Origin of the sequence: Glutamicibacter sp. NPDC087661, assembly GCF_044743275.1 — a bacterium.
Taxonomy (GTDB): domain Bacteria; phylum Actinomycetota; class Actinomycetes; order Actinomycetales; family Micrococcaceae; genus Glutamicibacter.
Genome location: NZ_JBIUWE010000001.1, coordinates 945,073 through 962,428, shown reverse-complemented (window position 1 = coordinate 962,428; position 17,356 = coordinate 945,073). Strand labels below are relative to the sequence as shown.

The window sequence follows — 17,356 nt, the reverse complement described above, 5'->3', positions numbered from 1 at the left end:
TTCAGATCAGGTCGCCGGAGAGGAGCATGTAGAGGCTGGCCATGCGCACGGCCACGCCATTGGTGACCTGGTCGAGCACGGTGGAGCGCGGCGAATCCGCGGCAGCCGAGGAGATTTCCAGGCCGCGGTTCATCGGGCCCGGGTGCATGATCAGGGTTTCGGCGCCCGAGGCGTCCAATTGCGCCAGGCGCGCATCGTCCAGTCCCCAGTAGCGCGAGTATTCGCGGGGGTTCGGGAAGTAGGCGGCGTTCATCCGCTCGCCCTGCACGCGCAGCATCATCAGCGCGTCAACGCCCGAGGCGATCACTGCGTCCAGGTCGTAGCTGATGGCGCAGGGCCAGGAGCCGGCGCCGAAAGGCAGCAGGGTCGGAGGGGCCACCATCGTCACTTCGGCACCGAGGGTGTTCAGCAGCCACAGGTTGGAGCGGGCCACGCGCGAATGCAGGATATCCCCGACGATCGCGACCTTCAGTCCGTCCAGGCCGCGGCCTGCCGGGCTGGTGCCATCGCGCAATGCCACCTGGCGGCGCAGGGTGAATGCGTCCAGCAGCGCCTGGGTGGGATGCTCGTGCGTGCCGTCGCCTGCATTGACGATGGGCAGGCCAATCCAGTCCGTGGCCGCTAGCCGGGCCGGGGCGCCGGAATCCGGGTGGCGGATGACCACTGCGTCGGCGCCAATGGCCAACAGGGTCTGGGCGGTATCCTTCAGGGACTCGCCCTTGGAAACGCTCGAGCCCTTGGCCGAGAAATTGATGACGTCCGCGCTCAATCGCTTGGCGGCGGCCTCGAAGGAAATCCGGGTGCGGGTGGAGTCCTCGAAGAAGAGGTTCACCACGGTGCGACCGCGCAGGGCCGGAAGCTTCTTGATGGCACGGGTCGAGGACTCGCGCATCTCTTCGGCAATATCAAGGATGGCGATGGCTTCTTCGCGGGTCAGGTCCGCGGTGGATAGCAGGTGTTTCACGCGGCGCCCTCGATCACGACTTCGTTTTTCCCATCGATTTCCGCCAGGTGCACGCGCACCTTTTCGCTTTTCGCTGTCGGCAGGTTCTTGCCCACATGATCGGCGCGGATCGGCAGTTCCCGATGCCCGCGGTCAACCAGGACGGCCAGCCGCACGATGCGGGGGCGGCCCCAGTCTGCCAGGGCATCCAGGGCGGCGCGGATGGTGCGTCCGGAGTACAGGACGTCGTCAACCAGGACCACGACCTTGCCTTCGATGCCGCCTGCTGGCAGGCGCGTCGGCGACGGGGTGCGGGTAGTGGAGTGGCGCAGATCATCACGGTACATGGTGATGTCGAGCTGGCCTACCAGGGATGCCGGGTCCAGGTTGCCCGGGGCGGTAGCCGCGATTCGCGCTGCCAGCCGCTGTGCCAGCGGGAAACCCCGGCTGGGAATGCCCAGGAGCACCAGGTCGTCGGTGCCCTTATTGGCCTCGATGATCTCGAAGGCTACGCGAGTGAGTACACGTTCGATGTCGTCGCCGGTTAATACCGTGCGGGCAGCATCTGGCACTGAATTTTCATTCATGCTGTGCACCTCTCCCTTCTCCGCCTCACGGGACGGGATTTAAAGGAATATTGCTAACTCAAATTATCACGAGCGGGAGCTGATTCCCTAGCGGAAACCTATGCATGACACTGAATAGGGCATGGGATCGGTCACAGCGATCGGCCGGCGGCTTCGTGCGTCCGGCAGAACCACGCAGATCCCTGCGCTTGGCCTTGGCCCCGCGCGCAGATGTGTTGCGATCGACACACCCGCGAAGTGGCGTGGGCCCGGGATTCCTCGTGCATGATCGGCCCGCACGCCCGGGCAAGGCATTCGCGCAGCAGATCTGCAGGCCCGCTATGCCGCGCGTACTGCTCGTGCAGGATTTGCGCCGCTCCGTCGAACTCGGATCCCGGCGGACCCGAGTTCCAGCCCGCCGGATCAGCCCGGGAGATCCAGGTACGCCAGACCCGCTCCCTTCACCCGGATGGTGCGGCAGGACAAGCAGTCCGAGCGTGGATGGCAGGACCGAGCGCCTGGACAGCAGCAAAGCATCCAGCCCCCGGCATTCGAGCCCGTGGCCAGCAGGTCGCCGTGCAGGTAGCCCGCTCCGCCTGCTTCGCCGTGATCCTGCCCGGGGCCGAGCCGCGACAGGCAACGGCTTAACGCAAAAAAGCCCGGGCCGGAACCCCATGAAAGGGGTTCCGGCCCGGGCTCGGAATGATGAGGATCGAATTAGTCGACCAGGGTGTCCTTGACGCTCTGGATGCGACCCAAAACGCCATTGACGAACTCCGGCGATTCATCGGTGGACAATTCCCGGACGTTCACCACGGCTTCAGCCACGGCTACTGCATCGGGAACGTCATCGTTGTAAAGCAGCTCCCACACGCCGATGCGCAGTGCGCTGCGGTCAACCGCTGGCATGCGCTCGATGGTCCAGTCCTTGACGTAGCTCTCGAGAACTTCGTCAATGCGGTCCAGGTGTGCGGTAACGCCTTCGATGATCGTCAGCGAGTACTCGTTGAGTACGATATCCGAGTTTTCCCGTCGTGCGATGGCTACGGCCAGCGGATTGACATCGCGGGCTTCGGCTTCGAACAGGAACTCAAGAGCTCGGCGACGGGCTTTGGCGCGGGCTCTCACTAGTTGACACGACCCAGGTAGTCGCCGGTGCGGGTGTCGACCTTGACCTTGGTGTTCTGCTCAACGAACAGCGGAACCTGGATTTCCTTGCCGGTTTCCAGGGTTGCCGGCTTGGTGCCAGCCGACGAGCGGTCGCCCTGCAGGCCTGGCTCGGTGTAGGTGATTTCCAGGATGACCGAAGCTGGCAGTTCCAGGTACAGCGGGCTGCCATCGTACATGGCGATGGTCAGTTCCTGGTTCTCCAGCAGGAAGCCTGCTGCATCGCCAACGGTGGTGCCGGACACGGTGATCTGGTCGTAATCTTCCAGGTTCATGAAGACGTAGTCTTCACCATCCTGGTAGAGGTACTGGTAGTCGCGGCGGTCAACGGTGGCCAGCTCGATCTTGGTGCCAGCGTTGTAGGTCTTGTCCAAGACCTTCCCGGACATGACGTTGCGCATCTTGGTGCGAACGAATGCGCCGCCCTTGCCTGGCTTGACGTGCTGGAAGTCAATGATGGTCCAAAGCTGGCCATCGATCTTGATGACCTGTCCATTCTTGATGTCAGTTGTATCCGCCACGGTTCCTCAATCCTCTATTTTCGCCAGCTAGCGCCGGCATTATCAAAAATCCATCTCCAAGTTTACCCTACGCACCATGCGGTACAAAGGGTTTCACACGGTGGCGCGCATTACTGCGCGGCGCGCTCCTCGGCAATTTGCATGCAGGTGCTTGCGGCGTTGACCAGGTACGCGTCGTCGTCCAGCGCGATGCGCAGATCCAGGGCCTTGCGGAAACGGGTTGCCGCCGCCTTGAAATCGCCCTTCGCGAAGAAGGACAGGCCAGCGTGGTGGTGGATCAGCGGCTCGTATGCGGTGCCGGCGAATTCCTCGGCCAGCTTGCGCAGTCGGTTGATCGCGCGATCGAAGTCGCCCTGCATGCGGGTCAGCTCGGTGTCCAGCACGCGCAGGTGGGCGTTGGTTGGATCCACGAAACGCGATTCAGCGATCAGCTCGCCGGCTTTCACCAGCTCGCCACGCGCCAGCAGCACCATGACCTGGTCGGTAGGGGAACCGACCAGCAGCTGCTGCTCGGCCGCGGCCTCGTCGGCGATGTAGGGCTTCAGCGTTTGGGGGTCGATCAGCACGCCCTCTACGGCGGTGCCGACACCTTCGCGGTTTACCGATGCGACGTCAATGGCGTATGCGGTGTAGTCGACCATGTAGTTACTCCCCGATTTCCTGGTAGGCGGCGAAGAGCAGCGAGTTATCGGGGACTTCGTAGATGCGCGGCTTGCCGATTTCTTCCAGCACGACGAAGCGCAGCTGGCTGCCGCGGGCCTTCTTGTCGCGCTTCATGCCATCGAGCAGTGCAGCCCAGCGGTCATTGCGGTAGGTGGTCGGCAGGCCAAGGGACTTGAGGATCGCGACGTGGCGATCGGCCACCGCGTCGGAGGTGTACCCTACCGAGCGGCCCAATTCGGCGGCGAAGGCCAGCCCGATGGACACGGCGGCACCATGGCGCATCTGGTAGCGTTCGGACAGCTCGATGGCGTGGGCCAGGGTGTGGCCGTAGTTCAGGAATTCGCGGTCGCCGGCTTCCTTCAGGTCGCGGGAAACCACGTCGACCTTCACCGCGATGGTGCGCTCGACCAGTTCGCGCAAGCGGTCGCTGGCCGGGTCGATGGCATCGGCCGGATCTTCTTCGATCAGTTCCAGGATGCGCTCGTCGGCGATGAATCCGCACTTGACGATCTCGGCCATGCCGGTCACCAGCTCGTTCTTCGGCAAGGTGGCCAGCGCGTCCAGATCGGCGAGCACGCCTGCTGGCGGGTGGAAGGCGCCAACCAGGTTCTTGCCTTCGGCGGTGTTGATCCCGGTCTTGCCGCCTACGGCAGCGTCGACCATGGCCAGCAGGGAGGTAGGGATATGGATGACCTTCACGCCGCGCAGCCAGGTGGCTGCGACAAAACCAGCGACGTCGGTGACGGCGCCGCCGCCCACGGAGATCACGGCATCGGAACGGGTGAAATCGTTCTTGCCCAGCACTTCCCAGCAGAAGGAGGCGACTTGGATGTGCTTGCCCTCTTCGGCGTCCGGAATCTCTGCGGTCAATGCTTCCAGGCCGGACTTCGCCAGCTCGTCGCGCACGACGTCGCCGGTGGCGCGCAGGGCCCGCGGGTGGATGACCAGGACCTTCTTGACCGCGGGGCCAAGCAGTTCGGGCAAGTGGCCCAGCAGGCCGTTGCCGACCATGACAGGGTATGACTCCCCTGGGGTGCTTCCGGTGACCTTCAGAGTGGTCGGTGCGATAGGCATCAGTCTAGTTCCTCCTGATGGTGGTGATTTTTCCAGCGTACGCGTGCGTTCGGCCAGAAGTTGCATCTCGTGAGGCTAATCACAGCGCTTCCAGCTGCGGCAAAAGCTCGTCGATAATTTGCGGAACGGACTTTCCATCCACCAGAACGTGCACGTCAGCGAGCATTTCGTAGATGGGGCGGCGTTTTTCGTAAACGGAGATCCAGCTGTTGAGGGCTTGGTCACCAGCCAGCAGCGGGCGGTGCCCGTCGCCCTTGATGCGCTCGGCGGCGGCCTGTTCACCCAGCTCCAGGTAGATCACCGTCCCGCGCGAAAGCAGCTGCTGGTTCTCTTCGCGCAGCACTGCGCCTCCCCCGGTGGCGACCACGCCGGTACGCAGCCGGCACAGCGCCTGGACTTCCAGGTCGCGGAAATGCGCTTCGCCGTGCTCGGCGAAGATCTGCGCGATGGTTCCATGGTGGGCGACGATGGCCGCGTCCGAATCCGCAAAGCTCGTAGAAAGGGCCGTGGCCAGTGACTTGCCCACGGTGGACTTGCCACTGGCCATCGGACCAATGAGGTAGATCATTGAAGCGCGCTTCCTAGACGCCGGTCGAACCCAGGTTGCCCGGGATGTTCGCCAAGTAGGACTCGATATTGCGCTTGGTTTCGGCCACCGAGTCGCCGCCGAACTTCTCCAGCAGGGACTGGGCGAGCACCAGGGCGACCATTGCTTCTGCCACGACGCCGGCTGCCGGCACCGCACAGACATCCGAACGCTGGTGGTGCGCGGTGGTGTCCTCGCCGGTGGCGGTGTCCACGGTGCGCAGGGCGCGGGGCACGGTGGCGATCGGCTTCATGCCGGCGCGCACGCGCAGCACCTCGCCGATGCTCATGCCGCCCTCGATGCCGCCGGCGCGGTTCGAGTCGCGCTTGATGCTGCCGTCTTCGGCGTGCACGATCTCGTCGTGGGCGGCCGAGCCGCGGCGGGCGGCCGTGGCGAAGCCGTCGCCGACCTCCACGCCCTTGATTGCCTGGATGCCCATCAGGGCCGCGGCCAGGCGCGCGTCCAGGCGACGGTCCCAGTGCACGTAGGAGCCGATGCCCGGAGGCAGGTTGTAGGCCAGGACCTCGACGACGCCGCCCAGGGTCTCCCCTGCCTTGTGCGCGTCATCGACTTCGGCGACCATCGCCTCGCTGGTTTCCTGGTGGAAGCAGCGCAGCGGGTCGTTATCCAGCGCCGCAACGTCGGTGGCCGTGGGAAGCGGCGCATCGGCTGGGGCAGCCACGGAGCCGACGGCGGTGGTGTGCGAAACGAGCTGGATGCCCAAGTCGTTCAGGAAACGGGAAGCCACGGTGCCCAAGGCGACACGGGCCGCGGTCTCGCGGGCGCTGGCGCGCTCCAGGATCGGGCGGGCGTCCTCGAAGCCGTACTTCTGCATGCCGGTGAAATCGGCGTGCCCCGGACGCGGCCGGGTCAGTGGCGCATTGCGCGCCATCGAGGCCAGTTCATCCAGGTCCACCGGATCCGCGTTCATCACGCGTTCCCACTTGGGCCATTCGGTGTTGCCGATTTCAATGGCTACCGGGCCGCCCTGGGTCTTGCCATGGCGGACACCGCCAAGGAAGGTGACCTGGTCCTTTTCAAACTTCATGCGCGCGCCGCGGCCATAGCCGAGGCGTCGGCGCGCCAGTGCCTCTCGCACTGCTTCGCTATCCACCGATACTCCGGCGGGTAGTCCTTCGAGAATTCCAACAAGTGCCGGGCCATGCGATTCGCCCGCGGTCAACCAACGCAACATGTCATCTATTTTGCCATGGCACGAACTGATTACTGGTGTCGGGCCAGACCCAAAGAGTCATACATCGCATTTGTGACGTCCATGCGACGCGATTCCTCCCATGCACCGGCGCTGAAGAGCCGCACTTGTTCCACCGCCTGGTGCACCAGCATATGCAGCCCGCTGATCACGGTTCCCTGCCAGGCCTGGGCCAAGGCCGAAGGCCACGGATCGTAGGCGACATCCAGCAGGATTCCGGTGCCTGCGCCGATCGCCGGCACCCAGTCATCGGCCGCGTGCGGCGGCAGGGTGGAGAAGACCAGCGGAATCTCGTTGAGCGTGGCGGCCAGCTCCTGGCCGATGCCCGAAATCTCGTGGACGGACGTTTCCATCCCGAGCTCGCGGGCCAATTCGACAGCGCGGGTGGCACGGGAGGCTGCGCGCACCACCAGCGTCAGCTGCCGGGCGCCGACTTCTGCGGCGGCCTCGATGGCGGCCAGCGCGGTGTTGCCCGAACCCAGGACCATCGCTTGCGCGCTGCGGGCGAGCCCGAAATCCGCCAGGGCCTGGACCAGGCCGTCGATGTCGGTGTTTTCCCCGTAGAGGGTGCCGTCTTCGCGGACCACCACGGTGTTCAGCGCACCAAGGCGTTGCACGCGGGCGGACAGATCATCCATCTGCGGCACGAACGCATCCTTCAGCGGCATGGTGACCGAGCAGCCCGCCCAGTTTCCTGCGCGCAGCTCGGCCGCGTGCCCGGCAGCATCCCCCGGTTCCAGATCGATCGCGCTGTAGCTGATCGGCACGCCGAGCAGCTGGTAGGCGGCGCGGTGCAGCACCGGCGACTTGGAGTGGCTGATGGGGTGGCCGAGAACGGCTGCCTGCTTCATGGCTTCATGGACTTTCTGCTTGTGGCTGCCCGCACAGCGGCAACAGCGCGACTGGCAAGCACGGGAATCCGCGCTAGCAGACTCCTGGATTCTGGTTGCACCAGGCGCGGAATTCCGCCTGGTTCTGCCGGTGCTCAGCGTAGGTCGAGGCGAACTTGGTTTCACCGGTTTCGATGTTGACCGTCACCCAGTAGTAGTAGCCGTTGCTTTCCGGATGGGCAGCAGCCTCAATCGCAGAATTCGCCGGCGAGCCCAAGGGGGTTGGCGGCAGGCCAGTGTGCACATAAGTGTTGTACTTGTTCGACGCGTCCTGCTTCTCCTGGGCGCTGAACTGCAGCGAGTAGCGGTCCAGCCCGTAGATCACCGAGGAGTCGACCTGCAGCAGCCCGTGGGTTTCGCGGTTGCCCGGGTCCAGGCGGTTCTCGATCGCGCCGGCGACCGTGGCGTAGTCCGGGGTGCGTGCCTCGGCCTGCAGGATCGAGGCGACCTTCAGGGTGCGGTAGCCCTCTTCGAGGTCGGTGATGCCGGCCTGCTCCAGGGAAGCCTTGGTGGCCTTGACCAGTTCGCCCAGGACTTCTTCGGCGTCGGCGTTCAGCGGGAAGCGGTACTCCCCCGGGTGCAGCCAGCCTTCGAGGCTCGGCACCGAGGCAGGCAGGCCGAATTGCTGCGGCTTCTTGGCCAGCTCCTGCAGATCCTTTTCCGCCAGGCCCGAGCCCTTGGCAATCTCCTTGATCGCCGCGTCCAGGCGCATATTGGCCTTCAGCCCGATGTAGAAGACCTTGTCCGGACGCTGGTTCACGAGGATATCTGCCGCGTCGGCCGCTGGCATCTGCTTCTTGAGCAGGTAGGTGCCGGGGTGGATCAGCTTGCTCTGCGCTTCGGAGTCCGCGACGGCGTCGGTGAACAGGCCGTCGCTGGAGACGACATCGAGCTCCTCGAGCTTGCGCGAAATGATCTTCAAGCCCCAGCCATCTTCCACGGTGAATTCCACCGCGGCGCCGCCTGGGCCTGGATAGTCGTCCGGGTTGAACTGCTTGAGCACGGACTTGACGAAGTAGACCGAGCCGGTGACCACCAGTGCGAAGATCAGCACGGTGGCCAGCATGACCAGGTTGCGCTTGCGCTTGGTGCGCTTGCGCCGCTGGGCCTTGCCGGCGGCGGCCTGGGCAACTTGGTCATCGTGGGGATCGCCGCTGAGCACCGCGGCCTGCTGCGCGGCTTCGGGCTCGTGCGAGTAGTGCTGGGCGGCATCTTCGTGCCCGGCAAATGCTGGCGCATCGGAGGCGGCGGCTGCCTGGGCGGGGAGGAACCTGGTGTCGGTTCCTTCCCCGTCCGGGGCTTCGTGGTCTGCGGGCTCCTGCCAGCTGTCCTCGGCCGCCGCCAGCGATGGGCGGTAATGCCCGGTGCCGGTCAGTTCCGGTTCTGAGGGTTGTTCGATCGGCAAGCCAGTGCCGGCGGCAAAGCGTTCGTATAGCGCGCGATGCGTTTCGCGTTGCCGTTCATGGCGGGCTTCTTCTCGCATCAACTCTCATCTCTCGGGTCTTTGTGGTGCCCTAGCGGTTGTGGGCTAGCGCAGCACAATCCGGCTGGCTTGTACGCGCACATTGTTGCGTCGCATTTCCAGCACTTGCTGCAAGATCTCAGTGGCCGCGACCTGGTCGACCACCTTGCGGTGATCTTCCATCTTCTTGCCCGAGGCGTGCAACGAGCGATGCGCGTTCACGGTGCTCAGGCGTTCGTCGACCATGAAAACCTCAAGCTCGATATTAGCGCTTGCAGCTTCCTGGGCCAAGGCAATCGCGTAGTCACGTGCCATTTTAGTGGATTCGGTCGCGTTGCCAGCCAGTGATTTCGGCTCCCCGATGAATACCTCGGTGACGCCGCGATCGGCAATGATGCGCAGAAGCATCCGCAGATCCGAGTTCTTCTTCGCATCCCGGCGCAGGGTCATCACCGGAGTGGCGAGGATTCCGGAGGGATCAGATGCGGCGACGCCGACGCGGGCCAGGCCCACGTCGACCCCGAGAGCGGCATTAGCCATTGGCCAGTGCCGCCTGGATTGCAGCCAGTGCGTCATCGATCTTCGATGCGTCCTGGCCACCGCCCTGTGCCATATCGTCCTTGCCGCCGCCTCCGCCGCCGAGCACACCGGTAGCGGTGCGCACCAGCGCGCCGGCCTTGAAGCCGTTGGCGCGGGCCTCGTCGTTGGTCACAGCCAGCACCAGCGGGCGGCCGTTGGCCACGCCGATCAGCACGATGACTGCGGCTTCGGAACCCAGCTTGGCGCGCAGGTCCAGTGCCATGGTGCGCAGGGCGTCAGCCGAGTCGATCTGCCCGGCGTTGTGGGCCAGCAGTCGGGTGTTGCCGATGGTGGCGACCTTCTGCAGCAGCGCTGCGGACTGGGCCAGCATTGCCTGGCTCTTGAGCTCGGCGATCTGCTTCTCGGCGGCCTTCAGCTTGGCAACGGTGTCGTTGACGCGCTCGGACACCTGGCTGGATGGAACGCGGAACAGGCCCGAGAGCTCGGATACCAGGGCGCGCTCGGCAGCTCCGTGGCGGAAGGCTTCCATGCCGACCAGGGCCTCGACGCGGCGATTGCCCGAACCGACCGAAGCCTCCGAGAGCAAGGTCAGCTGGCCGATGCGCGCGGTGGTGTCCACGTGGGTACCGCCGCACAGCTCGCGCGACCAGTCGCCGTTCATCTCGACCACGCGCACGTCGTTGGAGTACTTCTCCCCGAACAGGCTCATGGCGCCCAGCTTCTTCGCCTCGGACAGCGCCATCTCATTGGTGACGACCTGGTAGTTCGAGGCGATGGCCAGGTTCACTACCTCCTCGACTTCGCTGCGTGCCGCGGCGGAGAGCGCCTCGGCCCAGGAGAAGTCGAAGCGCAGGTAGCCGGCCTTGTTGAAGGAACCGGCCTGGGTGGCCGTTGGGCCAAGCAGCTCGCGCAGCGCGGCGTGCACCAGGTGGGTGGCGGAGTGCGCCTGCTCGCCGGAGCGGCGGCGCACCGCGTCGACCTGGGTGCGAACCAGTGCTTCGGCTGGCAATTCGCCTTCGCGCACGATGACCTTGTGCACGTTCAGGCCCTTGACCGGGGCCTGCACGTCGGTGACTTCCAGCACGAAGCCGTCGCCGGTGATCAGGCCGCTGTCGCCTGCCTGGCCGCCGGACTCGGCATAGAACGGGGTTTCGTTGAGCACCAGGTCGATTTCCTGGCCCTGCTCGGCGAATGGCACAACCTGGCCATCGCGGATGATGCCGCGGATGGAGGATTCGCCTTCGAGGGTGTCATAGCCGGTGAAGTGCACGTTGCCGGCCTCGGCCAGCTGGGTGTACACCGACAGGTCGGCGTGGCCGGCCTTCTTGGCCTTGGCGTCCTTCTGGGCGCGGGTGCGCTGCTCGTTCATCAGTTCGCGGAAACGCGACTCGTCTACGGACAGGCCTGCTTCGGCGGCGATCTCCAAGGTGAGGTCGATCGGGAAGCCGAAGGTGTCGTGCAGGGTGAAGGCGTCATCGCCGGAGAGGTTCTTGCCTTCCTCCTTGGCGTGACCCAGTGCCTCGTCCAGGCGGGTGGTGCCCGAAGCGATGGTGCGGCGGAAAGCGCGCTCTTCGGCGTAGGCGATGCGGGCAATGCGCTCGAAATCGGCCTCCACCTCGGGGTAGACGCCCTTCATGGCGTCGCGCGATACCGGGAGCAGCTCAGGGAGCACCTCGGTGTCCACGCCCATCAGGCGCATTGCGCGCACGGCGCGGCGGATCAGCCGGCGCAGCACATAGCCGCGACCTTCATTGCCCGGGGTGACCTGGTCGGAGATCAGCATCAGCGAGGAGCGGATGTGGTCCGCGATCATGCGCAGGCGCACGTCGGTGGCGTGGTTCGGGTCGGCTGGATCCTCTGTGGAGGTGTAGGTGACGCCGGCAAGCTCGGCGGCCTTGTCGAGCACCGGACGGACCTGGTCGGTCTCGTACATGTTCTCGACGCCCTGCAGGATCATGGCTAGTCGTTCCAGGCCCAGGCCGGTATCGATGTTGCGCTTGGGCAGTTCGCCGGCCACATCGAAGTCGGTCTTGGAACGTACCGCGGAGAGTCGGTACTGCATGAACACGAGGTTCCAGATTTCCACGTAGCGGGTCTCGTCGACCGCTGGGCCGCCCTCGACACCGTAGGCGGGGCCGCGGTCGTAGTAGATCTCGGAGCATGGACCGCCGGGGCCGGGCTGGCCGGTATTCCAGTAGTTGTCTTCCTTGCCGGTGCCTACAACGCGCTCGGTAGGCATGCCGATCTCTTCTTCCCAGATGCGGCGGGCTTCAAGGTCCTTCTCGTCTCCGTCTTCGTAGACGGTGACCCACAGGCGTTCCTTGTCCAGGCCGTAGCCGCCGTCTTCGACGGAGCTGGTCAGCAGCTCCCAGGCGAAGTGGATGGCTTCGTTCTTGAAGTAGTCGCCGAAGGAGAAGTTGCCGCACATCTGGAAGAAGGTGCCGTGACGCGCGGTCTTGCCCACTTCTTCGATATCGCCGGTGCGGATGCACTTCTGCACGGAGGTCGCACGGGAGTACGGGGGCTCTTCGCGCGCGGTGAGGTAAGGGATGAACGGGACCATGCCGGCCACCGTGAACAACAGCGAAGGGTCGGCCGAGACCAGCGAGGCACTAGGTACCGCCGTATGGCCCTTCGAGACGAAAAAGTCGACCCAACGACGGGCAATTTCCTGCGTTTTCATCGTGTTACGGATGATCCCTTCACTTAGCGGCGTCCACGCCCAAGGCGGAACGTAATTCTTCTTCGCGGGAGCTCATTCCTTGGCGGAAGGCTTCCCAATATTCCGAGACGCGGTCGGTGTACTTGCCGACCTGGCGGTTTAGCGCCGCCCCGGATGAAACTTCAGCGTATTTCTTGGACGCGAGCACGCCAACGCCCACTCCAATCGAAACCCACAAGAGCTTTTTCATTCTAGTCTCCTTGGCGGCCACCAGTTGGCCGTATCCTATTCAGCGCGCCGATACGTGTTCGATCAAACAGCGTTGCTTGCTTAGCGGCTGCGGCGAGCCTTGCCGCTTGGCTTGGTGTTCATCGCGACCTTCACGCCTTCGGTGAACGCGGCAACCTTGATCAGCGGTTTGCCAACGGTGGCTGCTACCAGCGAGGACAGCGCGGACACATTGGCGGTGGTGTCAGAAACGTTGCTGGTGATGGCATCGACCTTCTTGAGCTGGTCGTTGGTGGTCGCCACGGTGTTGGCGACTTCGCCGATCAGCGGAGTGGTGCCGTCGGCCAGGTCCTTGATCGATTTGCGCAGCTCGTCGAACACCTTGCCCAACTTCATGATCGGCACTGCCAGCAGCACAACTAGTACAACAAACGCGCCGGCGGCGATGAGCCCTGCAATATCCGAACCCGACATGTGCTTCCTCTTCTGCTTTGGGTTTTTGGTGCCAGTCCACCTTATCTAAGTCAGAGCCCAGATAGGTAGTTAAGCGACAAGCCCGCAACCGTTTCCGGTTGCGGGCTTGGAACTAGCGCACGGATTTAGCGTGCGTAGTACTCGACCACGAGGTTCTCTTCGCAGGTCACTGGGATTTCGGTGCGCTCTGGGGTGCGCACGAAGGTAGCCTGGAGGGCTTCCAGCTTTACGTCCAGGTAAGCAGGAGCGGCTGGCAGCACCTTCGAGTGCTCACCTGCTGCAGCCATCTGGAATGGAACCATCTTCTCGCTCTTCTCGTGTACGTGGATCAGCTGACCCGGCTGTACCTTGAAGGACGGACGGTCTACACGCTGGCCGTTGACCAGGATGTGGCGGTGAACAACCATCTGGCGGGCCTGCTGGATGGTGCGGGCGAAGCCTGCACGCAGAACCAGGGCATCCAGACGGGACTCGAGCAGAGCCAGCAGGTTACCGCCGGTTTCGCCGCCGAGGCGCTTAGCTTCCTTGAAGGCGCTCAGCATCTGAGCTTCGCGGATGCCGTACTGGGCACGCAAACGCTGCTTTTCGCGCAGACGTACTGCGTAGTCGCTGTCCTGCTTCTTACGGGCGCGGCCGTGCTGGCCTGGACCGTATGGACGGCGCTCCATGTACTTTTCAGCTTTTGGAGTCAATGCAAGGCCGAGCGCACGCGAAAGGCGTACGGTGCGGCGGGCACGGGCGTTAGCCATAATGTGTCCCTTTCGATTAGCGACGGTATCTACTGGCCTCCAGGTGGGAGAGTGTGTGGGCGTCGCGTCCCTGCTTCACTTCAACCCTGCCTCCACGCTCGATGACTCGAATGCGGGACAAGGCTTGCCAGCCAAAGATCAAGTTTACACGAAACGGCAGCAGCTTTCTCTGAGGCCTAGCGCACAATCAGCGCTTGCCCTTGGAGCGCTGCGGATCCTTGCCCCGGATGATTTCACGCAAACGGGACAGGCGGGACCCTATGGTTTTTTCCGCACCGTTATTGGTCGGTGTGTAGTAGTCGGTGCCCACCAGATCATCGGGCAGGTACTGCTGGGTTGCGATGGAGTGCGGAGCATCATGGGCGTAGATGTAGCCCACGCCATGGCCCAGCTGCTTGGCGCCGGGATAGTGCGCGTCACGCAGGTGGTCGGGAACCAGCGATCCCTTGCCTTCGGATACGTCGGCCAGGGCGGCGTTGATCGCATTGTACGAGGCGTTGGACTTCGGGGCCGTAGCCAGATGAACCGTTGCCTGCCCGAGCATGATCCGTGCTTCCGGCATGCCGGTGAGCTGCACCGATTGAGCGGCAGCTACGGCAACGGGAAGTGCGGTGGGATCGGCCATGCCGATATCCTCCGAGGCCGAGATCATCAGGCGGCGGGCGATGAACCGGGGGTCCTCCCCCGCAGAGAGCATGCGCGCCAGGTAATGCAGGGCCGCGTCCACGTCAGAGCCACGAACGGACTTGATGAACGCGGAGATGATGTCGTAGTGCTGGTCGCCATCCTTGTCGTAGCGCTGGACCGCCTGGTCCATGGCCAGCTGCACATGGTCGTCCGTAATCAGCACCGGTGGATCGATGCCGGCGCCCGCGGCGTTCCAAGCCACCGCGCCGGCTGCTTCCAGCACGGTCAGGGAGCGGCGGGCATCGCCCTGGGCCAGGCGGACAATGGCGTCGCGCTGCTCCTCCTTGAGGACCACCTGGCCGTCGAAACCCCGCTCGTCGGCCACAGCGCGCTCAAGCAAAGTGGACAGGTCGCCGTCGGTCAGCGGACGCAAGGTCAGCAGCAACGAGCGCGAAAGCAGCGGCGAGATCACCGAGAAGGAGGGATTTTCCGTCGTCGCAGCTACCAGGACGACGACACGGTTTTCCACGCCGGGCAGCAGTGCGTCCTGCTGGGCTTTGTTGAAGCGGTGGATCTCGTCGAGGAAGAGCACGGTGGTAATCCCGCGCAGATCGCGGTCATCCTTGGCCTGTTCGATGACTCGCCGGACATCTTTGACACCGGCGGTGATGGCCGAAAGTTCCACGAATTTGCGGTCGGTGGCGCGGGCGATCACGTGGGCGATGGTGGTTTTGCCAATTCCCGGAGGGCCATAGAGGATCACACTGGCAGGTCCAGCCAACCCGGTTTCAGGGTTTTCGGCCAGCTGCCGCAAGGGTGAACCCGGGCCTAGCAGGTGTTGTTGGCCGACGAGCTCATCCAAGGTCTTCGGGCGCATGCGCACCGCCAGTGGCGGACGGGGCCGGTTGACTTGGGGCTCACGCGCATCGCGTGGCTCATCGGACAGGGAATCGAACAAATCGCTCACCCCCTAAGCCTACCGATATTCTGGAAGCCCCACCGTCTTTTGAAAGGTCCGCCATATGCGCGCTGTCGTCCAGGTCGCTTCCACCGCCCATGTTGAGGTTGAAGGGCAGATTACCGGCCAGCTCGACTCCCCCGGTTTGGTGATCCTACTTGGGGTGACCCATGAGGATGATCAGGCGATCGCACGCAAGGTGGCCGAAAAGATCTGGCAGCTGCGGATCATGGAGGATGAAACCTCCGCAGCCGGGGTGAATGCACCACTGCTAGTGATCAGCCAGTTCACCCTGTACGGTTCGGTGCGCAAGGGCCGTCGCCCATCCTGGTCCAATGCGGCGCCCGGTCCTATCAGCGAACCGCTGTACGACTACTTCGTGGAGCACCTGCGCGAATTGGGTGCGAGCGTTCAGACCGGTGTATTTGGCGCGATGATGAATGTCTCGCTGACCAATACCGGACCGTTCACGATGATCGTAGACTCGGCAGACCTCCCCTAGCGGCCGGTGCTTTGTACCAGTTGGGTCAGTTGTTCGAAGCTGGCTCGTTGCTCGGCTAGTGCTACCCGTCCGGTGGCGGAGAGTTCGTAGACCTTCCGGCCCGGGCCACCTTGGCCTTCTTCCCAGCGGGTTTCAACAAAACCCGAGGCCTCGAGTTTGGCCAATGCGGGGTAGAGCGTGGCTCCCTTGATCGGCCCGAAACCGCGTTCCTGCAGGGATTTCGCCAGTGCATAACCGTGGGCCTGGCCAGCCGAGAGTTCGGCGAGTAAGAGCATCGGCAACATGGCGCGTTGCCAGCTACCCGGAAAGCCTTCGGGCTTAGTCATCGTCGCGCTCCTGCAGTGCCCGGGCATTGGCTGCTCGTTCCTTGAGCTTCTCTTGGACGTAGGCCTTGCGGTCAGCCGGACGCAGCTCGTAAACGCTCACCGCGGCAAACACCAGCACTGCGACCCCAAAGAAAATATCCCCGCCATTTCGCGCTGGATCCATCAGGCCAGCGACCGCGCCGACCGCGAATAAAGCGACTACGGTCAAGGTGGCCATGCGGCGTAGAAGCCAACGACGCTTGAGCGCCTTTTCGGTGTTCACTGCCAGCCCAATCACGAATTCATTGGGCGTTCCGAATTCAAGGTTTGGGTCAGCTTTTTCGCCTCGGGTCGCCGCATCATCGAGATGTTCTCGCGCAGTACTCAGCGACTCGTTGGCTTCCTTGTGACTCATGCCGTAGCGTCCGCGCAGCAGTCTGGTGGTTTCCGCGAACCACTCGTCGGTGCCGAGAAGGATTTGTTGCCCGCCAGCGGCTTTCTGCGCTTTATAGGCAGGCATCAGATAGAAGCAAGCAACCACCAGCCCTGCGCCAAGAATTGGAGCTAACCAATTTGGCAGGGGCAGCAGATTATTGCTTCCTCCTATCTGCACGATTAGAGCGGCAGCTCCAACCGACACGAGGATACCTACCGGTCCCAGTATCCAGGACAGGCCGAATTTCCCCTTCAATCGGTTAAACCACCACAGGTATCCCGATAGTGCGATCCCTGCCCCGGCAGTTAGAGCAGAAAGCTGCCAGTAGTGCCACGAACTCGAGGTCCACCCATCGCGGAACCCGATCCAGATTCCAAATCCAGTGCACAGCAGGCCAATAAGCATCCCAACAACCGCCAATAGCGCAGTACTTGATTCGACGGGAAGTTCCGCGTCCGCGCGCTGCTCTGGCGTCAATAGACATTGAGCCCGCGTCTCACCATATTCGCCCGAATGGCCAAAGAGTTCCTCGGCCCGCTGCCCGCTATCGCGAACCATGCTCAGGGTGCGATCCAGTTCGAGCGCCACCTGCGCATTGGTGAGGTCGTTCCACACCATTGAAGCGAAAAAGGTTTTAGCCCATTCCTGGTCCGCTTCTGGGTAACGTTCGATGATATCGTGTGGTTCTTCTGCTGGCACGTATCGCTCCAAAGTGGTCGTGAGAACTGGTTCTGCAAACTAAGTCAAAAACAAACCTAGTATTAAAAATACTCATAGTCCACCAAAAGAG

General features: G+C 63.5%; 20 protein-coding genes. 2 read left to right on the top strand and 18 right to left on the bottom strand.

What is annotated here, in order from left to right:
• Position 1: 1 nt before the first annotated feature.
• Positions 2 to 964 carry an aspartate carbamoyltransferase catalytic subunit gene (locus ACIOTN_RS04590; protein WP_105658303.1) on the bottom strand — a complete coding sequence of 321 codons (963 nt, stop codon included), beginning with the start codon at positions 962 to 964 and terminating at the stop codon, positions 2 to 4.
• Positions 961 to 1,530, bottom strand: a complete 570-nt coding sequence (gene pyrR, locus ACIOTN_RS04585) for a bifunctional pyr operon transcriptional regulator/uracil phosphoribosyltransferase PyrR (RefSeq protein WP_105658359.1) — start codon at positions 1,528 to 1,530, stop codon at positions 961 to 963. The genes ACIOTN_RS04590 and pyrR overlap by 4 nt, the downstream gene beginning before the upstream one ends.
• 480 nt (positions 1,531 to 2,010) lie before the next feature.
• On the opposite strand from pyrR, the gene ACIOTN_RS04580 reads away from it, so the two are divergent.
• Positions 2,011 to 2,157, top strand: coding sequence for a hypothetical protein (locus ACIOTN_RS04580; RefSeq protein WP_181148996.1), 147 nt, complete (start codon positions 2,011 to 2,013; stop codon positions 2,155 to 2,157).
• Between the two features lie 69 nt (positions 2,158 to 2,226).
• Here ACIOTN_RS04580 and nusB read toward each other — a convergent pair whose 3' ends face one another.
• The 14 genes from nusB to ACIOTN_RS04510 all read right to left on the bottom strand — a co-directional run bounded on the left by nusB (position 2,227) and on the right by ACIOTN_RS04510 (position 15,332).
• Positions 2,227 to 2,637 carry a transcription antitermination factor NusB gene (gene nusB / locus ACIOTN_RS04575; RefSeq protein ID WP_105658302.1) on the bottom strand — a complete coding sequence of 137 codons (411 nt, stop codon included), beginning with the start codon at positions 2,635 to 2,637 and terminating at the stop codon, positions 2,227 to 2,229.
• Positions 2,637 to 3,197 carry an elongation factor P gene (efp, locus tag ACIOTN_RS04570; RefSeq protein ID WP_013349066.1) on the bottom strand — a complete coding sequence of 187 codons (561 nt, stop codon included), beginning with the start codon at positions 3,195 to 3,197 and terminating at the stop codon, positions 2,637 to 2,639. Before efp ends, nusB begins: the two co-directional genes overlap by 1 nt.
• Positions 3,198 to 3,307: 110 nt before the next feature.
• On the bottom strand, positions 3,308 to 3,838 hold the full coding sequence (locus ACIOTN_RS04565) for a tol-pal system YbgF family protein (RefSeq protein ID WP_105658301.1): 531 nt from the start codon (positions 3,836 to 3,838) through the stop codon (positions 3,308 to 3,310).
• Between the two features lie 4 nt (positions 3,839 to 3,842).
• The gene (aroB, locus tag ACIOTN_RS04560; protein ID WP_105661293.1) at positions 3,843 to 4,934 is read right to left on the bottom strand and encodes a 3-dehydroquinate synthase; all 1,092 of its coding nucleotides are present in this window, start codon (positions 4,932 to 4,934) and stop codon (positions 3,843 to 3,845) included.
• A gap of 79 nt (positions 4,935 to 5,013) precedes the next feature.
• Complete coding sequence (locus ACIOTN_RS04555) at positions 5,014 to 5,502, bottom strand: shikimate kinase (protein WP_105661294.1); 489 nt, start codon at positions 5,500 to 5,502, stop codon at positions 5,014 to 5,016.
• A gap of 13 nt (positions 5,503 to 5,515) precedes the next feature.
• Positions 5,516 to 6,715, bottom strand: a complete 1,200-nt coding sequence (aroC, locus tag ACIOTN_RS04550; protein WP_105661295.1) for a chorismate synthase — start codon at positions 6,713 to 6,715, stop codon at positions 5,516 to 5,518.
• Between the two features lie 29 nt (positions 6,716 to 6,744).
• The gene (locus tag ACIOTN_RS04545; protein WP_105661296.1) at positions 6,745 to 7,584 is read right to left on the bottom strand and encodes a shikimate dehydrogenase; all 840 of its coding nucleotides are present in this window, start codon (positions 7,582 to 7,584) and stop codon (positions 6,745 to 6,747) included.
• Positions 7,585 to 7,657: 73 nt separating this feature from the next.
• Complete coding sequence (gene mltG / locus ACIOTN_RS04540; RefSeq protein ID WP_105661297.1) at positions 7,658 to 9,106, bottom strand: endolytic transglycosylase MltG; 1,449 nt, start codon at positions 9,104 to 9,106, stop codon at positions 7,658 to 7,660.
• Positions 9,107 to 9,151: 45 nt separating this feature from the next.
• Positions 9,152 to 9,625, bottom strand: a complete 474-nt coding sequence (ruvX, locus tag ACIOTN_RS04535; RefSeq protein WP_219844133.1) for a Holliday junction resolvase RuvX — start codon at positions 9,623 to 9,625, stop codon at positions 9,152 to 9,154.
• Positions 9,618 to 12,308 carry an alanine--tRNA ligase gene (gene alaS / locus ACIOTN_RS04530; protein ID WP_105661298.1) on the bottom strand — a complete coding sequence of 897 codons (2,691 nt, stop codon included), beginning with the start codon at positions 12,306 to 12,308 and terminating at the stop codon, positions 9,618 to 9,620. The genes ruvX and alaS overlap by 8 nt, the downstream gene beginning before the upstream one ends.
• 19 nt (positions 12,309 to 12,327) lie before the next feature.
• Positions 12,328 to 12,537 (bottom strand): hypothetical protein, encoded by a 210-nt coding sequence (locus tag ACIOTN_RS04525; RefSeq protein ID WP_105661299.1) that lies wholly within the window; start codon positions 12,535 to 12,537, stop codon positions 12,328 to 12,330.
• Positions 12,538 to 12,617: 80 nt separating this feature from the next.
• On the bottom strand, positions 12,618 to 12,989 hold the full coding sequence (locus tag ACIOTN_RS04520; RefSeq protein ID WP_105658292.1) for a DUF948 domain-containing protein: 372 nt from the start codon (positions 12,987 to 12,989) through the stop codon (positions 12,618 to 12,620).
• Between the two features lie 125 nt (positions 12,990 to 13,114).
• Positions 13,115 to 13,741: a 30S ribosomal protein S4 gene (gene rpsD, locus ACIOTN_RS04515; protein ID WP_105658291.1), complete on the bottom strand. Its 627-nt coding sequence runs from the start codon at positions 13,739 to 13,741 to the stop codon at positions 13,115 to 13,117.
• 184 nt (positions 13,742 to 13,925) lie between these two features.
• Entirely contained in the window at positions 13,926 to 15,332 is a 1,407-nt protein-coding gene (locus ACIOTN_RS04510) for a replication-associated recombination protein A (protein WP_402734815.1), read from the bottom strand.
• A 55-nt stretch (positions 15,333 to 15,387) separates the two neighbouring features.
• On the opposite strand from ACIOTN_RS04510, the gene dtd reads away from it, so the two are divergent.
• Positions 15,388 to 15,825, top strand: a complete 438-nt coding sequence (gene dtd, locus ACIOTN_RS04505; RefSeq protein ID WP_105658289.1) for a D-aminoacyl-tRNA deacylase — start codon at positions 15,388 to 15,390, stop codon at positions 15,823 to 15,825.
• On the opposite strand, the gene ACIOTN_RS04500 is transcribed toward dtd, so the two are convergent.
• Complete coding sequence (locus ACIOTN_RS04500; protein ID WP_105658288.1) at positions 15,822 to 16,151, bottom strand: PadR family transcriptional regulator; 330 nt, start codon at positions 16,149 to 16,151, stop codon at positions 15,822 to 15,824. The two genes, dtd and ACIOTN_RS04500, sit on opposite strands and share 4 nt — an antisense overlap.
• Positions 16,144 to 17,265, bottom strand: coding sequence for a hypothetical protein (locus tag ACIOTN_RS04495; RefSeq protein ID WP_146112312.1), 1,122 nt, complete (start codon positions 17,263 to 17,265; stop codon positions 16,144 to 16,146). The genes ACIOTN_RS04500 and ACIOTN_RS04495 overlap by 8 nt, the downstream gene beginning before the upstream one ends.
• Positions 17,266 to 17,356 lie beyond the last annotated feature (91 nt).

What these genes read in the sequence shown, in the direction of transcription:
- ACIOTN_RS04525 (WP_105661299.1), bottom strand. Translation starts at nt 12,537, where the DNA reads ATGAAAAAGCTCTTGTGGGTTTCGATTGGAGTGGGCGTTGGCGTGCTC.
- ACIOTN_RS04580 (WP_181148996.1), top strand. Translation starts at nt 2,011, where the DNA reads ATGGCAGGACCGAGCGCCTGGACAGCAGCAAAGCATCCAGCCCCCGGC.
- ACIOTN_RS04565 (WP_105658301.1), bottom strand. Translation starts at nt 3,838, where the DNA reads ATGGTCGACTACACCGCATACGCCATTGACGTCGCATCGGTAAACCGC.
- alaS (WP_105661298.1), bottom strand. Translation starts at nt 12,308, where the DNA reads ATGAAAACGCAGGAAATTGCCCGTCGTTGGGTCGACTTTTTCGTCTCG.
- ACIOTN_RS04545 (WP_105661296.1), bottom strand. Translation starts at nt 7,584, where the DNA reads ATGAAGCAGGCAGCCGTTCTCGGCCACCCCATCAGCCACTCCAAGTCG.
- aroC (WP_105661295.1), bottom strand. Translation starts at nt 6,715, where the DNA reads ATGTTGCGTTGGTTGACCGCGGGCGAATCGCATGGCCCGGCACTTGTT.
- ACIOTN_RS04500 (WP_105658288.1), bottom strand. Translation starts at nt 16,151, where the DNA reads ATGACTAAGCCCGAAGGCTTTCCGGGTAGCTGGCAACGCGCCATGTTG.
- ACIOTN_RS04520 (WP_105658292.1), bottom strand. Translation starts at nt 12,989, where the DNA reads ATGTCGGGTTCGGATATTGCAGGGCTCATCGCCGCCGGCGCGTTTGTT.
- aroB (WP_105661293.1), bottom strand. Translation starts at nt 4,934, where the DNA reads ATGCCTATCGCACCGACCACTCTGAAGGTCACCGGAAGCACCCCAGGG.
- pyrR (WP_105658359.1), bottom strand. Translation starts at nt 1,530, where the DNA reads ATGAATGAAAATTCAGTGCCAGATGCTGCCCGCACGGTATTAACCGGC.
- ruvX (WP_219844133.1), bottom strand. Translation starts at nt 9,625, where the DNA reads ATGGCTAATGCCGCTCTCGGGGTCGACGTGGGCCTGGCCCGCGTCGGC.
- ACIOTN_RS04555 (WP_105661294.1), bottom strand. Translation starts at nt 5,502, where the DNA reads ATGATCTACCTCATTGGTCCGATGGCCAGTGGCAAGTCCACCGTGGGC.
- dtd (WP_105658289.1), top strand. Translation starts at nt 15,388, where the DNA reads ATGCGCGCTGTCGTCCAGGTCGCTTCCACCGCCCATGTTGAGGTTGAA.
- mltG (WP_105661297.1), bottom strand. Translation starts at nt 9,106, where the DNA reads ATGCGAGAAGAAGCCCGCCATGAACGGCAACGCGAAACGCATCGCGCG.